General features: G+C 66.7%; 19 protein-coding genes and 1 pseudogene. 13 read left to right on the forward strand and 7 right to left on the reverse strand.

What is annotated here, in order from left to right:
- Positions 1–885: cadherin-like domain-containing protein (locus E8E91_RS02560; RefSeq protein ID WP_280374464.1), on the reverse strand; the 885-nt coding region annotated here is incomplete at its 3' end.
- 474 nt (positions 886–1,359) lie between these two features.
- On the opposite strand from E8E91_RS02560, the gene pbpC reads away from it, so the two are divergent.
- Together pbpC and E8E91_RS02570 are read left to right on the forward strand one after the other, a co-directional pair.
- Positions 1,360–3,711 (forward strand): peptidoglycan glycosyltransferase PbpC, encoded by a 2,352-nt coding sequence (pbpC, locus tag E8E91_RS02565; protein ID WP_280374479.1) that lies wholly within the window; start codon positions 1,360–1,362, stop codon positions 3,709–3,711.
- A gap of 135 nt (positions 3,712–3,846) precedes the next feature.
- Complete coding sequence (locus E8E91_RS02570) at positions 3,847–5,778, forward strand: methyl-accepting chemotaxis protein (RefSeq protein WP_280374465.1); 1,932 nt, start codon at positions 3,847–3,849, stop codon at positions 5,776–5,778.
- Between the two features lie 507 nt (positions 5,779–6,285).
- Here the strand turns inward: E8E91_RS02570 and E8E91_RS02575 are convergent.
- The 3 genes from E8E91_RS02575 to E8E91_RS02585 all read right to left on the reverse strand — a co-directional run bounded on the left by E8E91_RS02575 (position 6,286) and on the right by E8E91_RS02585 (position 9,058).
- A complete protein-coding gene (locus tag E8E91_RS02575) occupies positions 6,286–7,452 on the reverse strand; it encodes a GGDEF domain-containing protein (protein WP_280374466.1) in 1,167 nt (388 codons plus the stop codon).
- Between the two features lie 85 nt (positions 7,453–7,537).
- Positions 7,538–7,984, reverse strand: coding sequence for a DMT family transporter (locus E8E91_RS02580; protein ID WP_280374467.1), 447 nt, complete (start codon positions 7,982–7,984; stop codon positions 7,538–7,540).
- A 189-nt stretch (positions 7,985–8,173) separates the two neighbouring features.
- Positions 8,174–9,058, reverse strand: coding sequence for a hypothetical protein (locus tag E8E91_RS02585; protein ID WP_280374468.1), 885 nt, complete (start codon positions 9,056–9,058; stop codon positions 8,174–8,176).
- On the opposite strand from E8E91_RS02585, the gene E8E91_RS02590 reads away from it, so the two are divergent.
- Together E8E91_RS02590 and E8E91_RS02595 are read left to right on the forward strand one after the other, a co-directional pair.
- Positions 9,005–10,372: a collagen-like triple helix repeat-containing protein gene (locus tag E8E91_RS02590; RefSeq protein WP_280374469.1), complete on the forward strand. Its 1,368-nt coding sequence runs from the start codon at positions 9,005–9,007 to the stop codon at positions 10,370–10,372. The two genes, E8E91_RS02585 and E8E91_RS02590, sit on opposite strands and share 54 nt — an antisense overlap.
- Positions 10,373–10,453: 81 nt before the next feature.
- Positions 10,454–12,124: a POTRA domain-containing protein gene (locus E8E91_RS02595; RefSeq protein WP_280374470.1), complete on the forward strand. Its 1,671-nt coding sequence runs from the start codon at positions 10,454–10,456 to the stop codon at positions 12,122–12,124.
- Positions 12,125–12,290: 166 nt separating this feature from the next.
- Here E8E91_RS02595 and E8E91_RS02600 read toward each other — a convergent pair whose 3' ends face one another.
- A complete protein-coding gene (locus tag E8E91_RS02600) occupies positions 12,291–12,704 on the reverse strand; it encodes a response regulator (protein ID WP_190831623.1) in 414 nt (137 codons plus the stop codon).
- A 72-nt stretch (positions 12,705–12,776) separates the two neighbouring features.
- Complete coding sequence (locus E8E91_RS02605; RefSeq protein ID WP_317890030.1) at positions 12,777–12,965, reverse strand: Flp family type IVb pilin; 189 nt, start codon at positions 12,963–12,965, stop codon at positions 12,777–12,779.
- A gap of 394 nt (positions 12,966–13,359) precedes the next feature.
- Between E8E91_RS02605 and cpaB the strand changes: the two genes are divergently transcribed.
- The 9 genes from cpaB to E8E91_RS02650 are packed head-to-tail and all read left to right on the forward strand — an operon-like array spanning position 13,360 to position 22,552.
- Positions 13,360–14,286, forward strand: coding sequence for a Flp pilus assembly protein CpaB (gene cpaB / locus E8E91_RS02610; protein WP_280374471.1), 927 nt, complete (start codon positions 13,360–13,362; stop codon positions 14,284–14,286).
- Positions 14,287–14,305: 19 nt separating this feature from the next.
- Positions 14,306–15,529: a type II and III secretion system protein family protein gene (locus E8E91_RS02615; protein WP_190831627.1), complete on the forward strand. Its 1,224-nt coding sequence runs from the start codon at positions 14,306–14,308 to the stop codon at positions 15,527–15,529.
- A gap of 7 nt (positions 15,530–15,536) precedes the next feature.
- The gene (locus tag E8E91_RS02620) at positions 15,537–16,703 is read left to right on the forward strand and encodes a pilus assembly protein (RefSeq protein WP_280374472.1); all 1,167 of its coding nucleotides are present in this window, start codon (positions 15,537–15,539) and stop codon (positions 16,701–16,703) included.
- Positions 16,703–17,974, forward strand: coding sequence for a CpaF family protein (locus E8E91_RS02625; protein ID WP_280374473.1), 1,272 nt, complete (start codon positions 16,703–16,705; stop codon positions 17,972–17,974). Before E8E91_RS02620 ends, E8E91_RS02625 begins: the two co-directional genes overlap by 1 nt.
- A complete protein-coding gene (locus E8E91_RS02630) occupies positions 17,971–18,855 on the forward strand; it encodes a type II secretion system F family protein (RefSeq protein ID WP_280374474.1) in 885 nt (294 codons plus the stop codon). Before E8E91_RS02625 ends, E8E91_RS02630 begins: the two co-directional genes overlap by 4 nt.
- A 1-nt stretch (position 18,856) precedes the next feature.
- Positions 18,857–19,768, forward strand: coding sequence for a type II secretion system F family protein (locus E8E91_RS02635; RefSeq protein ID WP_280374475.1), 912 nt, complete (start codon positions 18,857–18,859; stop codon positions 19,766–19,768).
- Positions 19,765–20,514, forward strand: coding sequence for a tetratricopeptide repeat protein (locus E8E91_RS02640; RefSeq protein ID WP_280374476.1), 750 nt, complete (start codon positions 19,765–19,767; stop codon positions 20,512–20,514). Before E8E91_RS02635 ends, E8E91_RS02640 begins: the two co-directional genes overlap by 4 nt.
- Positions 20,511–20,789, forward strand: a complete 279-nt coding sequence (locus E8E91_RS02645; RefSeq protein WP_280374477.1) for a DUF3613 domain-containing protein — start codon at positions 20,511–20,513, stop codon at positions 20,787–20,789. Before E8E91_RS02640 ends, E8E91_RS02645 begins: the two co-directional genes overlap by 4 nt.
- 8 nt (positions 20,790–20,797) lie before the next feature.
- A complete protein-coding gene (locus E8E91_RS02650) occupies positions 20,798–22,552 on the forward strand; it encodes a TadG family pilus assembly protein (protein ID WP_280374478.1) in 1,755 nt (584 codons plus the stop codon).
- Positions 22,553–22,628: 76 nt separating this feature from the next.
- Here the strand turns inward: E8E91_RS02650 and E8E91_RS02655 are convergent.
- Positions 22,629–22,809 (reverse strand): annotated as a pseudogene (locus E8E91_RS02655) (IS481 family transposase); the annotation flags it as partial.

The raw sequence follows: 22,809 nt of genomic DNA on the forward strand, positions 1-22,809 counted from the left end.
GCTGATCTGCAGGTTGCTGGCGGTCAGGGCGAGGCTGTCGACGTCCGCTGCGTTGGCCAGCAATTGCGCCTGGGTGATCAGGCGAGCGCCGCTGTCTTCGGCAATGGCGGTCAGGGTTACCGGAGTAGTAGTCGGCGCATCGTTGACCGGGGTGATATCCAGCGTGGCGCTACCGGCGACGCTGAGTGAGCCGTCGCTGACGGAGTAGGTGAAGGACACCTGGGTGTCGTCATTCAGCGCCGGGGTGTAGGTCCAGGTGCCATTGCCGTTGTTGACCAGAGATCCATTGCCCGAGCTGATCTGCAGGTTGCTGGCAGTGAGTCCGTCTCCGTCGATATCTGAAGCATGGGCAAGCAATTCGGCCTGGGTGATGAGGCGCGCGCCGCTGTCTTCGGCAATGGCTGTCAGGGTTACCGGGCTGCTGACCACCGGAGCGTCGTTGACACCGGCAATCCGCACCGTCGCAGTGGCCCAGCTCAGGGTGCCATTACCCAGGCGAATGGCGTAGGTGAAGCTGTCGGTCAGGTACTCGCCAACCGAGAGGCTCCTGTATGCATCGCTCTGGAGGAGATCGCCGGCGTCGTAGAGGACTTTCATCTTCCCGTCCGACGGGTCCTGGCCGATCCAGATGTGGGCGCCATAAGCGCTGTAGCAATCCTGGTCATGGGCCAGCAGGTCCGCTTGTATCTCTGTCCGGGTCGCCGTGCTGCCATCGGCCGTAACGCCATCATCCAGGGAGTAGAGCGTCTTGGCCTTGCCACCAAGGTCATTCGCCATGACATCCAGGCAGATGTAGTCGAGGCCATCTCGCACCAGGTTCTCGTAGAGGAAGCTGTCGCCGTTCGCTTGGGGGGTATTGCTGAATGAGACGGTGGAGATGGCCATGTTGAATTCCTTTCGCTGAATTTGTTGGTCTTGTGGGCGTTACCTGGGCTATTGCGCGGCGCCAGGCGGGCCTTGAGCCGCCCACTGTGAAAGGGACGCGCGAAGCCCGAAGGCAGCGCGCAGGAATCTGCGAGCACCCATGAGAGGGACTCCTGAAATGAGTAAGGGACCGTGAGAAAGAGAGGCACCGACTACAGCGACGGCCAAAGCACTGTAATGTCAGTTTGATATTCGTTTAGAGGTGAGTCCGGCCCCTGTAAAGGCTCGATTCGAGGCAAGTGGGATTGGCGGTCAAAATCACGACGAACGGCGATTTTGAGTCAGAAAATTGACTGACGGTGTGATGGCGGCCCGTTCGCGGAGAACGTCGACTTGTAGTGAAACCCGGATGGGACGACCATCTGCCCCTCGATTCGGCCCTGCCCTGGAGAAGACATGGCCCGGCACCCCCAGGTCGACCCGATATCCGCCAGGATGGCGTGGATAGGGTCTGGCCGCCCCTGGCGCGTCCTGCGCCGGCCCTCGTTGCTGATACCGCTGCTGATGCTGGCGCTGCTCTGGTCGGCCGACCGCCTGTTCCCGCTGCCCTTGCCGGACGACGACCTGGCTCGGGTGGTGTTGGCCGAGGACGGCACGCCGCTGTGGCGCTTCGCCGATGCCAACGGCGTGTGGCGTTACCCGATCAGCCAGGACGAGGTGTCGCCCTTTTACCTTGAGGCGCTGCTGACCTACGAGGACCGCTGGTTCTACCAGCACCCCGGCGTGAATCCCCTGGCCCTGGCCCGTGCAGCCTGGCTCAACCTCACCGGTGGGCGTGTGCTTTCCGGGGGCAGCACCCTGTCTATGCAGGTGGCGCGGCTGCTTGATCCACACTCGCGCACCTTCGCCGGCAAGCTGCGCCAGCTCTGGCGCACTGCACAGCTGGAGTGGCACCTGTCCAAGGAGGAAATCCTCGGCCTCTACCTCAATCGCGCGCCCTTTGGCGGCACCCTGCAGGGTGTGGCGGCGGCCAGTTGGGCTTACCTCGGTAAACCACCTTCGCAGCTGACCCGTGCCGAGGCCGCACTGTTGGCCGTATTGCCCCAGGCGCCCAGCCGGCTGCGCCCGGACCGCCACCCCGAACGTGCCCAGGCCGCGCGGGACAAAGTGCTGCGGCGCCTGGCGCAGTTCAACGTCTGGTCCGAAGGCGCGGTGAAGGAAGCCATGGAAGAACCAGTGCTCCTGGCGCCGCGCCAGGAACCCAGCCTGGCACCGCTGCTGGCGCGGCGGCTGAATACCCCGAAGAGCCCGCCGCTGATCCGCACCACCATCGACGCGGCCCTGCAGCGCCGCCTGGAAGACCTGTTGCTCGGCTGGCGCGCACGCCTGCCGGAGCGCACCTCGGCGGCCATCCTGGTGGTCGATCACCAGACCATGGCCGTGCGTGCCTACCTGGGCTCTGTGGATATCGCCGATGAGCGCCGGTTCGGTCACGTGGACATGGTCCAGTCGCTGCGCTCCCCCGGTTCCACCCTCAAACCCTTCCTTTACGGCATGGCCCTGGATGCCGGGCTGATCCACTCCGAATCCCTATTGCAGGACGTGCCCCGTCGCTACGGCGACTACCGCCCCGGCAACTTCGCCGCCGGCTTCATCGGCCCGGTGTCTGCCAGCGAGGCGCTCGGCATGTCCCTCAACCTGCCGGCGGTGCAACTGCTGGAGGCCTACGGGCCGAAGCGTTTCGCCGGTGAGCTGCGCAACGTCGGCGTGCCGCTGGTGCTGCCGGCGGCCAGCGAGCCGAACCTGGCGCTGATCCTCGGTGGCGCCGGCAGCAAGCTGGAGGAACTGGTCAGCGGCTACAGCGCCTTCGCCCGCCAGGGCCGCGTCGCCCATCTACGCCTGCAGCCCCAGGATGTCTTGCAGGAACGCCGCCTGCTGTCGCCCGGCGCCGCCTGGATCATCCGTCGCATCCTCGCCGGCCAGGCACGCCCGGACCGCGACCCCCGAGCCCGCCTGACCCAACGCCCGGTGCTGGCCTGGAAGACCGGCACCAGCTACGGCTTCCGTGATGCCTGGGCCATCGGCGTTGGGCCGCGTCATCTGATCGGCATCTGGATCGGCCGACCCGACGGCACCCCGGTACCCGGCCAGTTCGGCCTGGCCTCGGCTGCCCCCTTGCTCCTGCAGGTGCACGACCTGCTGGTGAACCGCGATACCCAGCGCGGCATCGCCCAGCCGGTGGACCCGCAACCGCCGGAAGTCGGCGTGGCTGCGATCTGCTGGCCACTCGGCCAACCCATGGCCAAGGGCGACCCCAACTGTCGCCGCCAGCGTTTCGCCTGGACCCTCGAAGGCACCACGCCGCCCACCTTGCTGGCCGCCGACCAGCCCCTCGGGCTCGGCTTGCGCCAGCCGTTGTGGGTGAATGCCGAAGGCCACCAGGTCGCCGCCGGTTGCAGCGGCGCCCAGGCGCGCGAGCTGGTGCTCTGGCCTGCGCCCCTGGAACCCTGGCTGCCGCGTCGCGAACGGCGTGCCGCGCGATTGCCATTGGTGGACCCGGCATGCCCGCCGCAGTTGCCGCCGGCGGCGGCTCCGCTGTCCATCGTCGGTGTGCGCGAGGGCGACCAACTGCGCCGTCCCTCGGGTAGCGCCGAGCCCCTGCGCCTCAAGCTCTCCACCCTCGGCGGCAGCGGTCGGCGCTGGTGGTTCCTCGATGGCGCACCGCTCACCGCCACGTCGGCGGAGGAGAGCTTCAACCAGGAGTTCAGGCGCAGCGGTCGTCACCAGCTGAGCGTGCTGGACGAAACCGGGCAGACCGCTCGTCTGGAGTTCGCCGTCACGGACTGACCGAACGTTCAAGTTTCTGGCATTGGGCGCCGATATCTGTTGTTGGCAATGGATGGGCAAATTGTCGAGCAGTTTGTATACAATCCTTCGCCCTTCTCGTCCTGCCTCCAACAAGAACTCCAAGGAGACAACTCCATGCGCCTCTGGCAACGCAGTATTCAGTGGCAGCTGATCTTCAGCATGGGCGCGGCCCTGCTCGCCGGCATCCTCATCGTCATCGGCATCTACTCGGTACTGATGAACCGCCTGACCGAACGTTTCCTGCTGGATGAAGCCTTGCCCGCCCGCGTACAGGCCATCGGCAACTCCCTGGAGCGCACCCTGGCCGCGCCCATCACCGCCAATGCCAGCATTGCCGAGAACGCCCTGGTGCAGGACTGGCTCGCCGAAGGCGAGGACCCGGCCCGCGCCGACGCCTTCGCCCGCTACCTGGAAGGCGTGCGCGCCCAGCAGAACGCGACGACCACCTCCATCGCCGTAATGGACAGCGGCCACTACTACACGGGCCAGGGGCTGGCGCGCACCATTTCCCGCAGCCAGCCGGAGAACCAGTGGTTCTACCGGCTGGTGGACAGCAACCGGAACCGGGTGCTGGAGATCGACATCGACAAGGGCACCCGCCTGCCCACCCTGTTCATCAACCAGCGCATCAGCCGTGACGGAAAGACCCTGGGCGTCTCCGGCCTGGGCTACAGCCTGCAGTCCATGTCCGAGATGATCCGCGACTTCCGCTTCGGCGAGCGCGGCCGGGTGTTCCTGATGGACAAGGAGGGCAACATCAAGGTCCACCCCGACGCCGCCCTGAACGGCAGCGCGCGACTGGCCGACGTCTTCGGTGCCGACTCCGCCGCCCAGCTGCTGGCGTCCGGTGGCAAGGCCATCCACTTCAGCCGTGACGGCGAGGACTACCTCGCCCTGTCCCGCCCGCTGGAAAGCCTCGGCTGGCAACTGGTGAGCGAAGTGCCGGAGGCGGAAATCTACGCCGAGGCACGCAAGGCCATGGTGACCAGCAGCTTCGCCGGTTTCGGCGTGCTCGCCCTGTGCCTGCTGCTGGTGGTGCTGCTGGCCCGTGGGCTGGTGCGGCCGATCCGCCAGGTCACCGCGGCATTGGTGGAAATCGGTGGCGGTGGTGGTGACCTCACCCGTCGCCTGGACGAGTCCCGTGCCGATGAACTGGGCGACCTCGCCCGTGGTTTCAACCGCTTCCTGGAAAGCCAGCGCAGCCTGATCGGCGAAGTGCTGGACACCAGCCAGCGCCTGCACAAGGTGGTAGGCCAGGTGGCCCAGGTGGTGGACAACACGGCCAGCCGCTCCAGCCAGCAACAGGAAATGACCGACATGGTCGCCACCGCCGTGCACGAGATGGGCCTCACGGTGCAGGAAATCGCCCGCAACGCCGGCGCCGCCGCCCATGCCTCGCAGAATGCCCGCGACGAATCCCTGCAGGCGCGCCAGGTAGTGGGCGAGTCCGTGGGGCACATCGAGAAAATGTCCAACGAGATCGGCGTCGCGGCCTCGGCGGTGAGCGAACTGGCCAGCCAGGTAGCCTCCATCGACCAGGTGCTGGCGGTGATCCGTGGCATCTCCGAACAGACCAACCTGCTGGCGCTGAACGCCGCCATCGAAGCCGCCCGCGCTGGCGAAATGGGCCGGGGCTTTGCCGTGGTCGCGGACGAGGTACGGACCCTGGCCAGCCGCACCCAGTCGTCCACCGACGAAATCCAGCAGATGATCCAGCGCCTCAAGCACGGCGCCGAAACCGCGGTGCATTCCATGCACGCCGGCCAGGCCGCCACCGGCACGGGCGTCGAGGCCAGCCAGCGCACCGGCACCTCCCTGGGCGCGATCACCGATCAGGTGGAACGCATCAGCGACATGAACCACCAGGTGGCGGCGGCGACCGAGGAGCAGTCGTCGGTGACCGAGGAAATCAACCGCAATGTCCAGGGCATCGCCGACCTGGCCCACGCCACTGCCAGCGAAGTGCGCGGCTGCCGCGAGGAATGCCAGACCCTGAGCCGCCTGGCCGGGGACCTGGCGCAGCAGGTGGGCAAGTTCAGGTTGTGAGGGGAGTTGGAAAGTTCTGAGCCAAGCTGCTTACCGAGCTCGGTGGATGTTCATGTTTCGCCTTGCCGGGCGACTCCCTTTGGCAGTCGTCGGTATGCCGCACCACCCAAAGGAAGCAAAGGTCTTGCCCCTGCATCCGGCCCCGGCTTCGCCGCGGTTCCCTCCCTCCATCGTTGCGCCGGGGGCACGGCGAGAGGGGCCATCCATGGCCCCACACGCCTCTCGCGGCATCCATGCCGCTCGTCCCCCTCTGCAACGATTCCGTTCGGCCTTCTGACGGGGCGAGGTCGCTGCCCCACCGCTTCTGCCCAGCTTCAGGCGGCGTATGGGCTTCAGGATGACTTTGAATTTGCCGGCGCGAGTCACCCCTCTCCTCTTCAGGGAGAGGGGGCGGGGGTGAGGGGGAGCAGGCTGGCGCGAAAGCTTGGAACTCCGTTTTTGGCCTGTCACTTCAACGTCAGCGCAGATTGAAATCACCACCACAGCGAGCGAATCACCCGCTCCTTTTCAGGTCGAACTACCCGGCGAAAGGGACGTTGGACCGGTTTCCTCTCCCGCCATTTCCAACCTGTCCCGCCCCAGTGCCTTGGCGCGGTACAGGGCGTCGTCCACGCGCTTGAAGAAGGCTTCGGCGCTGCCGCCGTCGCGTTCGTCGAAGCGGCCCAGACCGAGGCTGGCAGTCACCGGCAGGTGCTGGCCGCCGAGTTCGAAGCCACGGTTGGCCAGGTCCTCGCGGAACAGCTCGGCCAACTGGCGGGCCTGCTCCATGCTGGTATCCGGCATCAGCACGCCGAACTCTTCGCCGCCCAGGCGCAGCAGGGCGTCGCTGTCGCGGCGGAAGAATTCACGCATGCGCTCGCCGAATGCCCGCAGGCAGGCATCGCCCACACTGTGGCCGTGCTCGTCGTTGATCCGCTTGAAGAAGTCGATGTCCACCAGCAGCAGCGACAGCTCGCTGCCATGACGCTGGGCGCTGGCGCACATGGCCGGGAACAGGTTGTTGAACTGGTAGCGGTTGCCCAGTTGAGTCAGGCCGTCGGTGCGGCTGAGGGTATCCAGGCGCTGGCGTTGCTCCAGCAACTGCAGCTCCAGGGCAATCATGTTGGCGTACTCGCGGTGGCTGCGGTTCAACGCCAGCAGCAGGTAGCTGAAGTAGAAGGCGAGGGTGATGAGTTCGGCCCGCGTGCCGTCCGGAGATAGCGCCAACACCACCAGTCCCGGCAGATAGAGCATCAGGATGGCGACGATCGCACGGCGCCGACGCATGGAGAAGTTGAAGGTCATGGCGGTGCTGAAGGCCACGGTGGCCAGCGTGGCGATAAGGCGGGAAGGCTGGAAGTCGGGGGCCAGCAGCACCCAGCCGTGGGCCAGGCCCCAGCCAACGGACGACACCAGGATCACGCCCCAGTGGCGGTCCAGCCAGCGCTGCAGCTCGGTCTCGCTGCCCGTCTCGGGCGGACGGTGCAGCAGCCGCGCCGCCAGCAGCAGTGCAAAAAACGCACTGCCGATCGAACCTACGGCCAGGTGTTGCAGCGGCGCCGCGCTGAACAGCCAGCACAGCAGCCAGGCCAGCAAGTAGTAGACGCCGCCGAGTCGTGTGCGCGAACGGGTGTCCTGTACTTCGCGCCAGAGGCTGAAACGCTCCGGGGATTGGGGAAGGTCGGCGTCGGTCATCTTTCTGTGATCACAGAAACAGCAGAGGTCGGCTGAGCTTAGTCGTTCTGTATCTGCAATGGCATCAAGTTGACATCGTTGCCGTTCATCCCCGACGAATGAGCCAGACGCCGCCGATGATCAACGCGAGGCCAGCCAGTTTGCCGATGCTGATGGGCGCCTCGCGGTAGCCGGCCCAGCCGAAGTGGTCCAGCATCAGCGCCATGCTCAGCTGCCCGGCCAGCACCAATGTCATGAACAGCAGGGCGCCGATGCGCGGACCGGCGAAGGCGGCGGTGGCAATGAACACCGCGCCCAGCAGACCGCCACCCCATTGCCACCAGCTCACGCCCTTGAGTGCGTCGAAGGTCGGCATTTCGCGCTGGATCAGCACCACCGCGAGCAGGGCGAGGGTACCCACCAGGAAGGACACCAGGGCAGCGCTCATGACGCTGGAAATCTGTTTGGCCAATTGGCCATTGATGCCGGCCTGCAGAGGCAGGAAGGCGCCGGCGACGAAGGGCAGGGCGAGCAGCCACCAGGCCTTGGGCATGGCGATCTCCATGGATTCGAGGGGGCGCCTAGTATGCCCGACGCGCTCTTTTGCGCGTGTACTGGTTGCTTTCAGAACGTCCCGCTGAACGCTGAAACCCGCGCCAGACGTGGGCCGCAGCGCGCCTTATACAAACGGTTAATACCAAGTCGAAGATTGTCTCGGGCGGTTCACTGATCTGTCATGACCTCAGAAGTACGGGGCTGAGGGGCCCCGGCGACTAGGCAAGACGAGATAGGGACGCATATGAAGAACAAGACGAACTGGATCAACCTGGGCTCTGCCCTGACCCTGGCGATGGTGTTCTCCCTGACCGGTTGCAGCAGTGGCGGCGGTGGCTCGAAGAGCTTCGTCGACAGCGCGAGCAGCGATGCGCCGACCGATGCCACTGCGGGCACGGATGGTGGCGATGCGGGTGCTGGCGGCACCGACGGTGGTACCGGCGGTGGTGTCGTGGATGGAGGCACTGGTGGAGGTACGGGTAGTACGGGGGGCGTCGGTGGCGGAACCGGCGGCGGCACCGGAGGCAGTACCGGCGGTGGTGTTGTGGATGGCGGCACTGGCGGAGGTACGGGGGGAGGTGTCGTCGATGGCGGTACCGGTGGAAGCACTGGCGGCGGCACGGGTGGCGTGGTGGATGGCGGCACCGGTGGAAGTACCGGCGGCGGTACGGGTGGTGGTGTCGTGGATGGCGGTACCGGTGGAAGCACCGGCGGCGGCACGGGTGGTGGTGTCGTGGATGGCGGTACTGGTGGAAGTACCGGCGGCGGCACGGGTGGTGTCGTGGATGGTGGTACCGGTGGAAGCATTGGTGGCGGCACGGGTGGCGGTGTCGTGGATGGCGGCACTGGCGGAGGTACGGGTGGCATCGGTGGTGGAACGGGTGGCGGAACCGGCGGCAGTACCGGCGGTGGTACTGGTGGTGGCGTGGTGGACGGCGGCACCGGCGGCGGTACTGGTGGAGGCTCGGGGGGTGGCACCGGCGGTGGAACTACAGCCCCCAGCCTGGTGACCGCCGAAGTGCTGCAGGACGCCGGCGGCATCGTGTCCGGTGCCGGTAATGCGGTCGATCAACTGGGCCAGGCCGTGGGCAATGTCCCCCTTGCCGGCAACCAGGACCTCACTGGCGGCGCAGGCGAGTTGGTGTCGTCGGTTGGCCAGGCCACCGACAGCCTGGGGGATGGCATCAAGGAAGGCGTCGGCCAATTGGGCACGGATGGCAACGCCCTGGGCACCACCGTGGGCAGCCTGGGCGAGGCAGTGAGTGAAGTGGGCGGCGGCGTTTCGGCGCTGGGCGATGGCGTGAAGGCCGTTGCCGACTCCTCTGCCGTACAGCACCTGCCAGTGCTTGGCGGTACCGTTGGCGATGTTGTGGACAAGGCCGGCACCCTGGTGGACGGCGTCGGCGAGCATGTCTCCATGCTCGGTAATACCCTGGACACCGCCGCTACCAGTGGCCCGCTGGGCGATGTCACTGGCACCGTCGGTGACAAGCTGGTACCGGTGGTCAGCCTGGCCGAAAGCGTGACCGGCAAGGTGGGCAGCGCCACCGGTCTGGACCAGCCTGTGGGCAACCTGCTGGACAAGACCGGGGAAACCCTCGGCGCGCTCGGCGACAAGGTCGCCGATGGTGTCGATAACCCCGTTGGCGAGGCTGTTGGCGACACCCTGGCGAAGACTGGCGACGCCCTCTCCACCGGTGGTGGTCTGCTCGATCAGCAGGAAGGCGGCAGCAGCCCGCAGGCGAGCCTGGATACCCTGGTCGGCGACGTGGCCGCTACCACCGGGCAGATCGGCCAGCAAACCGGCATCGCCGCGCCTGCGGACAACCTGCTGGAAACCGCCGGTGGCGTCGTGGCCGGCGCTGGCAGCGGACTGGATGCCGGCAGCAGCAATGGCCTGGTCAGCGCCGCCGGTGGCGCGGTGGTGGAAACCGGGCAGACCGTGGCATCCCTCGGCACCCTGGTGGGCGGCGACGGCGTGACCAACAACCCGGCTGGTGCGCCTGTCGCGGCGCTTACCAGCGATGTGGGAGGCGCCCTGACCCCGGTGGTGCAGACGGTCGGTGCCACGACCCAGTCCGTGGGCGCCACAACCGGCCTGGGCGATCCGGCCGGCAATCTGGTGCAACAGGTCGGCGGTGCGGTGACCAGCCTTGGCCAAGAGGTGGACGTTGCCAGCAGCAACCCGGTGGTGAGCCAGGTCGGACAGACCGTCGGCGGCACCGGCCAACTGGTCGAAAAGGTCGGCACCCTGCTCGAAGGTGGCAGCGGTACAGCCGGAAGTGGCGATGCCGTGGGTGGCCTGGGTGTCTCGCTACAAGGCACCGTATCCGGGAGCCTGACCGGCACCCTCGGTGGCGGCCTGCTGGGCGGCCAGCGCAACTGACCACCCCTCGCCGGGCTCCATTCCGGGGCCCGGCGCCTCCCTCCAAATCCAAATCCCGCCTACGCGATCAGGGAGTAACCCATGCGCGCTTCAGCAGTACTGCTCGCGCTTGGCTGCGTGGTGCTCAACCAGGCCCAGGCGCAACAGAATCCGGTGTACCTGAACAGCAACGAAATCGAACGCCAACTGCCCACGCCCAACTTGCCGGCTGACGCCTATCGGCCTCGCTCCCCGGCCCTCAAACTGCCCGAAGCGGCCAAGCCTCAGCCCCTGAAGCTGAACACCCGAGTCAGGGTTCGCGAGGTGAAGATCGAGGGTGGCAGCATCTACCCCTTCACCGAGCTCAAGGCGGTCTACCAGCCCTTCGTCGGCCGCGATGTCAGCCTTGCTGAGCTGATCGAGGCTACCCGCAGCGTGACGCGGCGCTACCAGGACGACGGCTACCTGCTGTCCTACGCCTTCCTGCCGGTGCAGGGGTTCGAGCAGGGGCGGGTGCGGGTGGTGCTGGTGGAGGGCTATGTGAAGGACTACCAGATCCAGGGCGACATTGGTGCCGTGCGCGCCCACGTCGACAAGCTGGCTGCGCGCCTGCAAGCCGAGCGCCCGCTGACCCGCAGGACCTTCGAGCGCTACACCAGTCTGATGGGGCGCATCCCCGGCGTCACCCTGAGTGCACGGGTTCCGCCGCCGGCCACCACTGACGGTGCCAGCCACCTGCAGATCCAGGCGTCGCGCAAACCCTGGACTAGCAGCCTCAACTTCAGCGAAGACAACCGGGGCAGCGCCCAGGCCGTGCTGGGACTTTCCAGCAACGCCCAGACCGCTCTGGCCGAGCAGGTGAGCTTCAGCGTGCTGGCGCCGCCCGGCGAGGACGACGAGCGCTACTACCGGCTCGACTACAGCCAGTACCTGGGCAGCGACGGCACGCGCCTGAACCTCTACGGCTCTCACTACCGCAGCCAGCCGGAAGACAACCTGCGCCTGGCCAACGGCCTGGAACTGGAGCGGCACCTGAGCAACGACCGCCTCTCCATCGGCGTCAGCCATCCGTTCATCGCCGCGCAGAAAGAGTGGCTGAGCCTGGGCGCGCGGCTCTACGGGGTGAACGATCGGGTGCGTTACGACGTGGTCGGCTTCCCCCTCAGCATCGATGCCGATACCGACCTGCGCGCCCTGGCCCTGGAAGGCGACTGGAGCCGTTCCGACGCCACCCGCCTGCGCATTCTCAGCGCAGGCCTGTATCGGGGCCTCGATGCATTCGGCGCGCGTACCGACAACGGCCTGTTCGACCTCGAATTCACCCGCCTGCGCCTGTCCGGTGTGCAGAGCGATCGCTTCGGCGAGCGCTGGCAAGGCGTGCTGTCGGCGGCGCTCTATTGGAGCGAGGACAACCTGCCGGACGCCGAGCAGGTGGTATTCGGCGGGCAGAACTTCGGTCGCGGTTATCCCAGCGACCAGGCATCCGGTGACAAGGGCTGGGGGGCGGCCTATGAGCTGAACTACAGCCATCGCCGCGAGGGCCAGTGGCTACGCCTGCTGCAGCCCTACGTGGTGGTGGATGCCGCACAGGCCTGGTTCAACGAACAGCCCATCGCCCGTTCACGGCTGTCGTCCCTGGCCAGCGGCCTGCGCCTGGGGGATGCGCGTTACTACAACGTCGCCCTGGAAGTGGCCAAGCCGATGTCCGACGAAGCCCTCGACAGCCACAACCGCAGCCCGCGCGTGACCTTGAGTTTCAGTTATCAGCTGTAGGCGGAGCAGGGTGCGCCATGCGCACCGGTTCTGTTCCGGGTTGGCGGTGAGAGGGCCGGGAACATCGCTGGTGCGCGCGGCGCACCCTACCTATCCGGCAGACCACGAAACGAACAATAAAAAAGGCCGCCATCCTGGGCAGCCTTCCTCTTTCGATTCAGTCGGTTCAGTTGCTGACCAGCTTCAGATGCGGCTGGGGGAACTGGGCCTTGATCACATCCACCAGGCGTTCCAGGTAGATGGGTTTGCGGAAGAAGTCGATGACATTCAGGCGCAGCACATCGATCACGTCGTCCATGTCGGCATGGCCGGAAGTCACGATTACCGGCAGGTGTTGCTTGGTTGTGTGGGCACGCAGTCGCTGGATCAGGCGTATCCCGCTTTCTTCGGGCATGCGCAGATCGGTGACGACCAGGGCGATATTGGGGTGGAGCAGCAACAGCTCGGTGGCACTCCTGACAGACGTCGCGGTATGGCAATAGAAGCCTTCGCCTTCGAGCATCTCCGCCAGTTCCAGCAGGATGTCTTCTTCATCGTCAACCAGGAGCAATTGCTGTCGCAGCAGGGGAGTAGAGGACATTGGAAAGGCCTCCTGCCGAGTTAATGCATGGTCCGTTTTTTATTGATCGGACAGATAACTTTCGGATGCTGCTTATGGAGTAGCTACGAAGCTGTCCCTGATGGCCTCGAACGTGTCAGATACGCCATTCTTGATACCAGGGCTGAATGTAATGATCGCGACTGCAACCATTGCTGCGACGATTGCGTATTCGATACCGGATGCGCCCTCTTCTTCCTTCGAAAACTTCTTGAACTTCTTGATCAGAGACATCAGGGACATGGTTGAAAGCTCCTTGCCGTGTAGGTTTTCTGCCAGAGGCAAGCTGAGCGTTGTCGAGAGTTTTGGCGGATGCAAATGTAAGAAAGCATTAATACCAAGGTTATAGTTTTCCGCCCCAGTAGCCCTTCACCCAGAAGTGGGTACTGCACACCCAAAGTTTGGTCCTTATGCATATATAAGTAGCACTTGTATATATGTGCGGGGAGGCTTTGTGCACATGGGAATATTTATCGAATCCGCAGAATGATTTTTTTTCTTGCAGGGTGAAAACTTCTGCTAAACAGATTTGCAGGGCGGGTGACAGATTGTGGAAGAGGCGGTTGCTGGCCGGCCGCCAGGTGAAGATGCCCCCACACGCAGGGGCTTGTAGTTCTCACGGCAGAGGGAGTGCCAGATGAGTAGCCGAATGACCATTGCCTTGGCCGCAGTGCTGCTGTTGGGTGCCTTGCTGGCCGGATACTGGGGAATTGTGCTCAGCAGCGCGCCGCAGGCCGTTCAGACGGCCGAGCCGGTCGCATCCAGCGAAACCCCCAGCCTCACCTCCGATGCTGCCGACAAGTTGCGTACCCCCGTGGTGGTCGCGGCCCGGGAGCTCAGCCCGTTCGTGGCCGTCACCGCCGAAGACCTGCGCGTCGAAGAGCTGCGCATCGCGCCGCCGGGGAGTTTCAGCAAGGTCGAAGACGTGATTGGCCGCCGGCCCTGGACTCCGGTGCCCGCTGGCAGTTGGCTCGGGCCGGCCAGTTTCGAGGCCGGTGGTCCGCTGGCGCACATGATCCGGGCGGACGAGCGTGCGGTGGCCGTGCCAGTGGATGAAGTGGTGGGCGGTGGCGGCCATCTGCGGCCGGGTGACTATGTCGACGTGCTGCTGTTCCTGCGCGGCGATGGCGGCCAGCCGAGCGCCCAGGTAGCGGTGCCAGCCCTGCGCCTGCTGAGTTTTGGCGAGAACCTGGGTCCCGACTCCGACGGCCGGGCCAGCAAGCCGGCCAAGGACGGCGAGCAGGTGGAAACCCGTAAAGCCAGCACTGCCGTGCTGGCCGTGCCGGAGGACCAACTGACTCGCCTGATGCTGGCCAGCCAGGCCGGTTCCCTGCGTCTGGCGGTACGTAGCGCCGACGAACGCCTGCTGGAGCGCTACCAGACCGGTGAACTGAGCGCCGTGCCGGTGAATGCCGCCAGCCGCAACCTGATTCCCCTGGAGTCGCTGAGTGCGGCTCCGCCTCCCCGCCGCGTCGTGGCGCCCGCTCCGGTAGTGGTTTCCGCCGGCAAGGGGCCGGGAGTCGCCGTCTACCGTGGTGCGGAGCTGACCCGCCAGATCCCCTGACCCCGCAAGGAACGCCCCGATGAAGCGCCGGATCGCATGCATGATCTTCCCTCTGCTGGGCTGCGCGCCCCTGGTCGCGACGGCGGCTCCGGGCTGCGACGCGTTGGGCCAGGCGCCCGGTGTGGTGGAGGTGGGGCAGGGCCGTCAGGAACTCATGAGCTACCCGCTGGCCATCACCCGCCTTGCGGTGGGCGATCCGGAAGTGGCCGATGTGCAGCTCGCCGACAAGCAATCCTTCCTCATTACCGGCAAGCATGCCGGCGCCACCAGCCTCATGGTCTGGACCAGTTGCAGCCGCGAGCCGCGCCGCAGCCTGGTTTATGTCGAGGGCACGGCCAGTGCGTCACTGGCGCAATCCCTGGAGGAGCCCCGCGAGGCCGACCCGGTGCCCAGCCAGGTACAGACCGACATCCGCTTCGTCGAGGTCAGCCGCGGCAAGCTCAAGCAGGCCAGCACTTCCCTGGTGCGCCAGGGTTCCAACCTCTTCGTGCTCGGCGCGCCGGGCAGCCTCAACAACATCTCGGTGACCCCGGGCGGCGTGCTCGATGGCACCTTCGGCAGTCCCACCGGCGGCTTCAACATCATCTGGGGTGGGGGCAGCAGCAAGGTGCTGGGCTTCATCAACGCCCTGGAGAACAGTGGCTTCGCCTACACCCTGGCCAAGCCCAGCCTGGTGGCCCTGAGCGGGCAGAGCGCGAGCTTCCTGGCAGGCGGTGAGTTTCCGGTGCCGGTGCCCAATGGCGATGGCGACGACATCACCATCGAGTACAAGGAATTCGGCGTGCGCCTCACCCTCACGCCCACGGTCGTTGGCCGCCAGCGCATTTCCCTGAAAGTGGCGCCCGAAGTCAGCGAACTGGACTTCAGTTCAGGCATCAGCATCTCCGGCACCCAGGTGCCGGCGCTCAAGGTGCGGCGCACCGACACCAGCGTTTCCCTGGCCGATGGAGAGAGCTTCGTCATCAGCGGCCTGATCAGCAGCCAGAACGTCGCCAACATCGACAAGTTCCCCGGTCTTGGTGACCTGCCGGTGATCGGCGCGCTGTTCCGCTCCTCGCAGATCGACCGCGAAGACCGCGAGCTGCTGATGATCGTCACCCCGCACCTGGTTCAACCGCTCGCGGTGGACGCGCAACTGCCCGAGCTGCCTGGCGAACAGCTGCGTCGCTACGACCCAGGCTTCTTCGACTTCTACCTGAACGAGCGCGGCGACTTCGACCGCCGCGCCGGGCTGTCCGAGTGAGGCCGTCATGAGCCAGACCTTCCTCGCCTTCACCCGCAGCAACGCCGACCTGGAGTGGCTGCAGGGTGCGTTGACGCCGCTGGGACAGGTGCTCAGCGCGGGCCGTGGCGCCCTCGACGAACTGCTCGGGCTGATCGAAGTCACCGGTGCCAGCCTGCTCTTCGTCGGCCTGGACCGCGACAACCTGGTGGCCCAGACCTCCCTGATCGAAGGCGCCCTGGCGGCACGCCCGATGCTGGCGGTGGTGGCCATGGGCGACGGCCTGGACAACCAGCTGGTGCTCAACGCCATGCGCGCCGGTGCCCGCGACTTCATCGCCTATGGCGCACGCACCAGCGAGGTGGCCGGGCTGGTGCGACGCCTGGTGCAGCGCCTGCCGAGCGTGCTGCCCACTCACAACGCCGGCCGCCTGACCGCGCTGTTCAGCCGCCAGCAGGATGCCGATGCGGCGCTGTTGGCGGCGCACCTCGCACTGGCCATCCAGCAATGCGGCCAGCGCACTCTGCTGATCGATCTCGGCCAGCCCCAGGGCGACAGCCTGGCGCTGTTGGGGCTGGAGGCGTCCTTCCATTTCGCCGATGCCCTGCGCAACCTGCGCCGCCTCGACGCCGCACTGATCGACAGCGCCTTCGGCAGCCATCCCAATGGTCTGCGCCTGCTGGTGCAGGAAGCCGGCGGCGAAACCCTGGAGCGCATCAACGCCGCCGAGCTCTACCTGCTGCTCGGCGCGTTGCGCCAGCACTTCCAGCACATCGTGGTGAACCTGGTGGGCCAGCCCGACAGCGATGCACTGCGCATCCTCGTCGGCAATGCCGACCAGTTTCTCTGGTGCACCGACCAGAGCGTGCCGGACTGCCGCCGCAACATCGAACTGCTGGGCCGCTGGCGCGACGCCGGGGTCAAGCTGGAGCACGCGCAACTGCTGGTGGACCGCCACTTGCGCGGGGTGGCGCCGGAGCCCGAAGTGCTGGCCCGTTCCTTCAACCTGCCGGTGGCGGAAACCCTGCCCAACAGCCCCGAGCTGCGGATGAACGCCAAGAACCAGGGCCGCAGCCTGTTCGAGCTGGCGCCCCGTGAACGCCTCACCCAGCGCCTGCGCGGGCTGGGCGAACGGCTGGCGTGCATCGAGCAGCCGAAATCGCGGGCCTGGCAGCGCCTGTGGAGCGTCCGCTGATGAGCGGCGAGAGCCTGTTCGGCGGCGCCGCCCGCTACACCCAGCTCGGTCACAACGACCCGCAAGGGCTGAAGCTGGTGCTGCACCGCTACATCATCGACGCCATCGACGAAGACGGCGTGAACATCCTCGAAGGCGTGCGCAGCGCGGTGTCGCAGTACGTCATCGACAAGGTGGTGGAGTTCGTCGGTCGCCATCACCTGGCCGTGTCGCGCTACGAAATGGAGCGCCTGGCCGAGGAACTGGTGGACGAACTGACCGGCTTCGGCCCGCTGGAAGTGCTGCTGCGCGACCCTGGCGTCACCGAGATCCTGGTCAACGGCCCTTGCCGCATTTTCATCGAGCGCGAGGGCGTGCTGCACCAGAGCGACCTGCGCTTCATCGACGACCAGCACGTGCTGCGGGTGATCCAGCGCATCCTCGCGCCGCTGGGCCGCCGCCTCGATGAATCCAGCCCCATGGTCGACGCGCGCCTGCCGGACGGCAGCCGGGTCAACGCCATCATCCCGCCCATCGCCCTGGACGGCCCCTGCATCTCGGTGCGCAAGTTCCGCAAGGACCTGCTGCAGAGCTCCGACCTGCTGGCCTACCAGTCCCTGGACGAACCCATGCTGCAATTCATCCGCCGCGCCGTGGGCGAGCGTTGCAACATCCTGGTCAGCGGCGGAACCGGCACCGGCAAGACCACCTTGCTCAACGTCATGAGCCTGCTGATCGACGGTCATGAGCGCCTGGTCACCATCGAAGACACCGCCGAGCTGCAGCTCAACCATCCCCACGTGGTGCGCCTGGAAACTCGGCCGCCGAACGCCGAAGGACGTGGCGAAGTGGCCGCCAGCGACCTGATCCGCAACGCCCTGCGCATGCGCCCGGACCGCATCATCCTCGGCGAGATCCGTGGCGTCGAAGTGCTCGACGTGCTGCAGGCGATGAACACCGGCCACGACGGTTCCATGAGCACCGTGCACGCCAACTCGGCGCTGGACTCACTGCTGCGCCTGGAGACCCTGGTCGGGCTCACCGGCCGCCAGGTGGCCGAGCGCACCTTGCGGCAGATGATCTGCGCGGCTCTCGACCTGGTGGTCCAGCTCACCCGCCTGCCCAATGGCCGGCGCTGCATCAGCGAAGTGGTGGAAGTGGTCGGCGTGCGCGACGACGTCTATGTCACCAACTGCCTGTTCCGACTCGATCGGGCCAGCGGCCGCTTCGTCAGCGAGGCGGCGAACCCGGCCGGGGAGAAACTGCGCCAGGCCGTGGGAGGCGCGCGGTGAGTGCGCCGCTGCTGCTCGGCCTGCTCTGCAGCCTGCTGCTGGCCCTGGGCGGTGCGTTGCTGCACAAGGGCTGGCGGCAGACCGGCGAAGAGCGCGTCCTGCAGCGCCTGGGTCAGGACCTGGCACCGCCCGAACCGGCCTCCAGCCGCGCGGGCTGGCTGGAGCGTGCCTTCCTGCGCGCCGGCCTGGAGCTGCCCCGCGAACGGGTCGGCCTGCTGCTCGCGTTCTGGCTGCTCGCTGCATTGATGGCGGCGCTGGTCGGGGGCTGGATAGCGGCGTTGGCGGTCGCCTCGCTGATTCCGATGGGGCTGCGCGCCTGGCTGGGCTGGCGCTACCGGAAGCGGGTGAGGCGCATGGTGGAACAGTTGCCGCAGCTGCTCGACCAGGTGGTGCGCAGCCTGCACGCCGGACGCACCCTGGGCGATGCCGTGGTACGCGCCATCGACGCTTCGCCCGATCCGCTGCGCGCGGCACTGGCGCGGGTATCGCGGGATGTTCAGCTGGGCGTCAGCCTGCCCGATGCCCTGCAGGAGGTGGCCGACCTGTTCGAACAGGAGGAGCTGCGCATCCTCGCCCTCGGCGTGCGGGTCAATCACCGCTACGGCGGCAGTGCCAGCGAGCTGCTGGGCAACCTGATCAAGGTCATCCACGAGCGCGAACAGATCGCCCGCCAGTTGCGTGCCATGACCGGAGAAACCCGCTTCACCGCCGTGGTGCTGGCGATCCTGCCGATTTCGGTGGCCGTCTACATCCTGGCGGTGAACCCCAGCTACCTGCTCAGCCTGTGGATGGACGCCAGCGGCCAGCGCATGTTGCTGACGGCCTTCGCCATGCAGGTGCTGGGCTGCATCGTCCTCTGGCGCATGTTGAGGAGCGTGTGAGATGGCGCTGATCCTGTTCGCCGTCCTGCTGGGGCTGGCTGCCGTGTTGCTGGTGTCCGGCTTGCTGGGCGAGCGTCAGCGCCGCTTGCGGGTCCATCAGCGGCTGCTGGGGCAGGAACTGGCCGGGCACCTGGCTGACGATCGTTGGCAGGGCCTGGTACGCCGCCTTGGCGGCAGTCGCCTGGCCCAGCGCTACCTGAACCTGGACGGCGAAACCCAGCTGCTGCTCAACCGCATCGGCTGGCGACGTTCCAGCCGGCGCACCCTGTTCCTCGCCTGCCAGCTCGGCGCGCCGCTGGCGATGGTCGGCCTGACACTGCTGGGGCAGTCGCTGCTCGATGAACCGCCTTCGCCCTCCTGGCTGGTGCCCTTCCTGGCTGCCGGTTGCGGGCTGCTGCTACCCAAACGCGTGCTGGCGATTGTCGCGATGCGCCGCCAGCACGCCCTGCAACAGGAACTGTCGGTCTTCATTCCCATGGTGCGCATCCTCTTCGAGGCCGGCCTCACCGTGGAACAGGCGCTGCGGGTGCTCAGCCAGGACGGTCGCGGCCTGATGCCGGTGCTGACTGCCGAGCTACAGGGCCTGCTGCAGCACGTGGATTCCGGCCTGGAGCTGGGCGAGGAACTGGACAAGCTGGCGCGGCTGCTGGAGGTGGACGAGCTGACCGACAGCTTCACCATCCTCGAACAGCTGGTGCGCCAGGGCGGTGGTGCCATGGCGTCGCTGCTGGCGCTGAAGAAACTCCTGGATGACCGTCGCCTCACGCGGATGCAGGAGTACATCTCCAAGCTCTCCGCGAAGATGGCGGTGGTGATGATGTCGCTGCTGTTCCCGGCCCTGCTGATCGTGCTGGCAGGGCCCGGGCTGGTGGCGATCAGCCGGGCCATGGGGGGAATGGGAGGGATGCGATGAGAAGGATGCTGATGCTGTGCGCGCTGGGCCTGCTGGGCGGTTGCGCCAACGCGCCGGTCCAGGTCGGCTGGCTGGCGCAGGGTGGTTGCGGTCAACCCACGGCGGAGCAGGAGCTGGCGCTGAACCTGGCCAAGGACATGGCTGCCGATGGTCGCGCCCACGCCGCCCTGGCGCACCTCCAGGCCTTGCCCTCCAGCCTGCCGGAGGTGCGCCTGCGCCAGGCACGCATCTATCGCAGCCTGGGCCGCGGCGAGGCCGCGCCACTGTACCGGAGCCTGCTGGGCACCTGCCTTGAGGCCGAGGGGCACCACGGCCTGGGCCAGCTCGCGGCAGCCGACGGCAACCAGCGCGAAGCCCTGGAGCAATTGCGCGAAGCCCTGCGCCTGTCCCCCACCGACGCCAAGGTGCGCAACGACCTGGGGTTGGTGCTGCTGCGGGAAGGGCGGCTGGATGACGCCCGCTTCGAATTCCTCACCGCCCTCGAACTGGACCAGGGCAACGCCTTGCCGGCGCAGAACCTGTTGTCGCTGCTGTTCTATCAGGAGCAGTACCAGCAGGCCGCCGACCTCGTGTCGCGGCTGCACCTGCCCGCCGACCTGGTGCGTCAGGCGGAGGAGCGGGCTCGGGAAATGAAACGCCAGGGGCTGACCGCGCCGCTGGCGGTACGGCAACCGAAGGAGGACGCCCCGCTGCTGGCGGAGCTGCGCAAGGCCGAGCCCGAGACGGGCGGGGAGGTGGGACGATGAAAGCCTGGATCGCCATCCTGTTGTTGGGTGCCTGCGCGGGATTGCAGGCGGCGGAAGACGCCCGCCACGCGCGGCACGAGCGCCAGCGCCTGACGGAGCAGTGGTTGACCATCCAGCGCGAAGGCAGCCAGGCGTCGCGCCATGCGCAGACCGCCACCGCCGCCGAGCGCGAGCTGGCCAACCAGCGCTGGCTGGAGAGTTACAAGTTCGCCATTCCCGAGCGCTACTACGGCGACAGCATGTCCGTGGACGGCGGGTCGTCGTCTAGCGAGTGAGCCCCGTCATGCACAGCCTGCGACGACAACGCGGCGCCATCGGCCTGATGGCGACCATGGTGCTGCTGATGGCCCTGATGATGCTGGCGCTGACAGTGGATGCCGGGCGGCTCTACTTCGAGAAGCGCAAGTTGCAGCGGGTAGCGGACATGGCGGCCATGGAGAGTGCGTCCCGCTCCGGGCTCTGCGGCACCACCACCGCTGCCGATGTGGTGACGCTGGCCAACGCGGCGGCGGCGCGGCACGGCTACAGCACGAGTCTTTCGGCCGGCAAGAACAGCGTCGGCCTCGGTTATGTGGAGTTGGACGGCGCGGAGGAACGGCGGGTGTTCACGCCTTCCGCAACCCGCGCCGAAGCGGTGCGGGTACTGGCCAACCAGGAGGTGCCCGCCAGCCTGGTGCTGGGTGGGCTCTGGGGCGAACGGGTGAATCTCCAGGCCGTGGCCGTGGCGCAGCGTCCGGCCTTGGCCGCCTTCTCCCTCGGCAGTGGCCTGGCTTCCCTGGACGTCCAGCAATCGGCCGTGCTCGATGCGTTGCTGGGCAAGATGCTCGGCACCACGCTGAACCTCGACGCGGCGTCCTACGACGGCCTGGCCAATACCCGGCTGAACCTGCTGGAACTCAACCGCTACCTGCCCCCGGCGGCACAGGTGGATCTTTCCGCTGGTGACGTGGACCGCCTGCTGGACACTACGTTGACCCTCGACCAGGTGCTGGACGCCACCGTCGGCGCCGCCAACTCGCGCGAAACCCTCTCGGTGGGCGTGCGCAACGGCTTGAACAGCCTCACCAACGTCACCCTCGGCGCCACCCAGGTGAAGCTGGCGGACATCCTCGATGTGGTCACCCCCGCCGGCGGCGGCGAGCAGGCACTGCGCACCGACCTCAGCGCCCTCGACCTGGTCACTGCCCTGGCCTTTCTCGCCAACAAGGCCCATGCGGTGGATGTGGCGCTGGGGGTGAGCCTGGGGTCGTTGGTCAACGCGAAGGTCGAGCTCTACGTGGTCGAACCGCCGAAGATCGCCATCGGGCTTCCGGGCAAGGATGCCGATGGGCAATGGCGCACCCAGGCGACCACCGCCCAGGTGAGGCTGCAGGTCAGCTCCGATATGGATGTTTCCGGATTGCTGACCGTCAGATTGGGGCTGGCATTAAACGTCGCGGAAGGATGGGCAGCCCTGGATCAGGTCGACTGTGGAAGCATCCTGCCGGGGCAGCGGAGCGTGCAGATAAAGGCGCAGCCGGGTATCGCCTCGCTGGGCCTGGGGACCTTTCAGTCCCTGGGCGGCTCGCAAACCACGCTGAATCCGGTATCGGTGACGCTGATCCCGTCATTGCTCGGCGTGTCGGTGAACATCAGCTCGCAGACCCAGGTCGCCAGCGCCTCGGCGGAGGACCTCGAGTTCACGTTCGCAAGCAACTCGCAGCTGCCGCTGACCCAACGTGCGGGATCTGATGTCGGGGATGCGCTGGATGCGGGTTTGAGCAACCTGGTGGCGAACCTCAACGTGACAGTGTCGGGTGTTGAGGGACGATGCCTTCAGAACATCTTGAACTGCGTCGTTTCCGGGTTGACCACTCTTCTGAATCCGCTGACCAGCGCATTGCTTCGGAACCTGGTCATCGGCGCACTCCAGACCACCATTCCTATCTTGGGCGACACCCTGTTAGAGCCGCTGCTCAGGCTGCTCGGCGTCGAACTGGGCTATGCCGACGTGCGCCTGATCGACCTGGATACCTCGGCGCCGCAATTGCTGCTCTGAGCCGTAGGGTGCGCTGCGTGTTCAGCCGGTATACATGGGTAACGCTTGTCGGGAGACATGGGTAACGGGTGGATAGTCATGGCTTGGGTTGCCTGAGATCAATCTGGCGCACGGTCTTGTGGATGAACACCACGTCGAAGACGCCGTCGGTCGCGGTCGGACGGATGGCAACCCGCTCTCCCGCCAGGCCGCCTCCGACAAACAGGCTCCGGCCGTTGAAGCGGACCTGCCCGATGCGTCCAACCTTGAGCACTCGA

Origin of the sequence: Pseudomonas sp. BN515 (assembly GCF_029873155.1) — a bacterium.
Lineage (GTDB): Bacteria > Pseudomonadota > Gammaproteobacteria > Pseudomonadales > Pseudomonadaceae > Metapseudomonas.

Coding starts and splice junctions, on each gene's coding strand:
- pbpC (WP_280374479.1), top strand. CDS start 1,360: ATGGCGTGGATAGGGTCTGGCCGCCCCTGGCGCGTCCTGCGCCGGCCC.
- E8E91_RS02615 (WP_190831627.1), top strand. CDS start 14,306: ATGAAGCGCCGGATCGCATGCATGATCTTCCCTCTGCTGGGCTGCGCG.
- cpaB (WP_280374471.1), top strand. CDS start 13,360: ATGAGTAGCCGAATGACCATTGCCTTGGCCGCAGTGCTGCTGTTGGGT.
- E8E91_RS02620 (WP_280374472.1), top strand. CDS start 15,537: ATGAGCCAGACCTTCCTCGCCTTCACCCGCAGCAACGCCGACCTGGAG.
- E8E91_RS02640 (WP_280374476.1), top strand. CDS start 19,765: ATGAGAAGGATGCTGATGCTGTGCGCGCTGGGCCTGCTGGGCGGTTGC.
- E8E91_RS02570 (WP_280374465.1), top strand. CDS start 3,847: ATGCGCCTCTGGCAACGCAGTATTCAGTGGCAGCTGATCTTCAGCATG.
- E8E91_RS02625 (WP_280374473.1), top strand. CDS start 16,703: ATGAGCGGCGAGAGCCTGTTCGGCGGCGCCGCCCGCTACACCCAGCTC.
- E8E91_RS02595 (WP_280374470.1), top strand. CDS start 10,454: ATGCGCGCTTCAGCAGTACTGCTCGCGCTTGGCTGCGTGGTGCTCAAC.
- E8E91_RS02575 (WP_280374466.1), bottom strand. CDS start 7,452: ATGACCGACGCCGACCTTCCCCAATCCCCGGAGCGTTTCAGCCTCTGG.
- E8E91_RS02645 (WP_280374477.1), top strand. CDS start 20,511: ATGAAAGCCTGGATCGCCATCCTGTTGTTGGGTGCCTGCGCGGGATTG.
- E8E91_RS02650 (WP_280374478.1), top strand. CDS start 20,798: ATGCACAGCCTGCGACGACAACGCGGCGCCATCGGCCTGATGGCGACC.
- E8E91_RS02605 (WP_317890030.1), bottom strand. CDS start 12,965: ATGTCCCTGATGTCTCTGATCAAGAAGTTCAAGAAGTTTTCGAAGGAA.
- E8E91_RS02635 (WP_280374475.1), top strand. CDS start 18,857: ATGGCGCTGATCCTGTTCGCCGTCCTGCTGGGGCTGGCTGCCGTGTTG.
- E8E91_RS02580 (WP_280374467.1), bottom strand. CDS start 7,984: ATGCCCAAGGCCTGGTGGCTGCTCGCCCTGCCCTTCGTCGCCGGCGCC.
- E8E91_RS02600 (WP_190831623.1), bottom strand. CDS start 12,704: ATGTCCTCTACTCCCCTGCTGCGACAGCAATTGCTCCTGGTTGACGAT.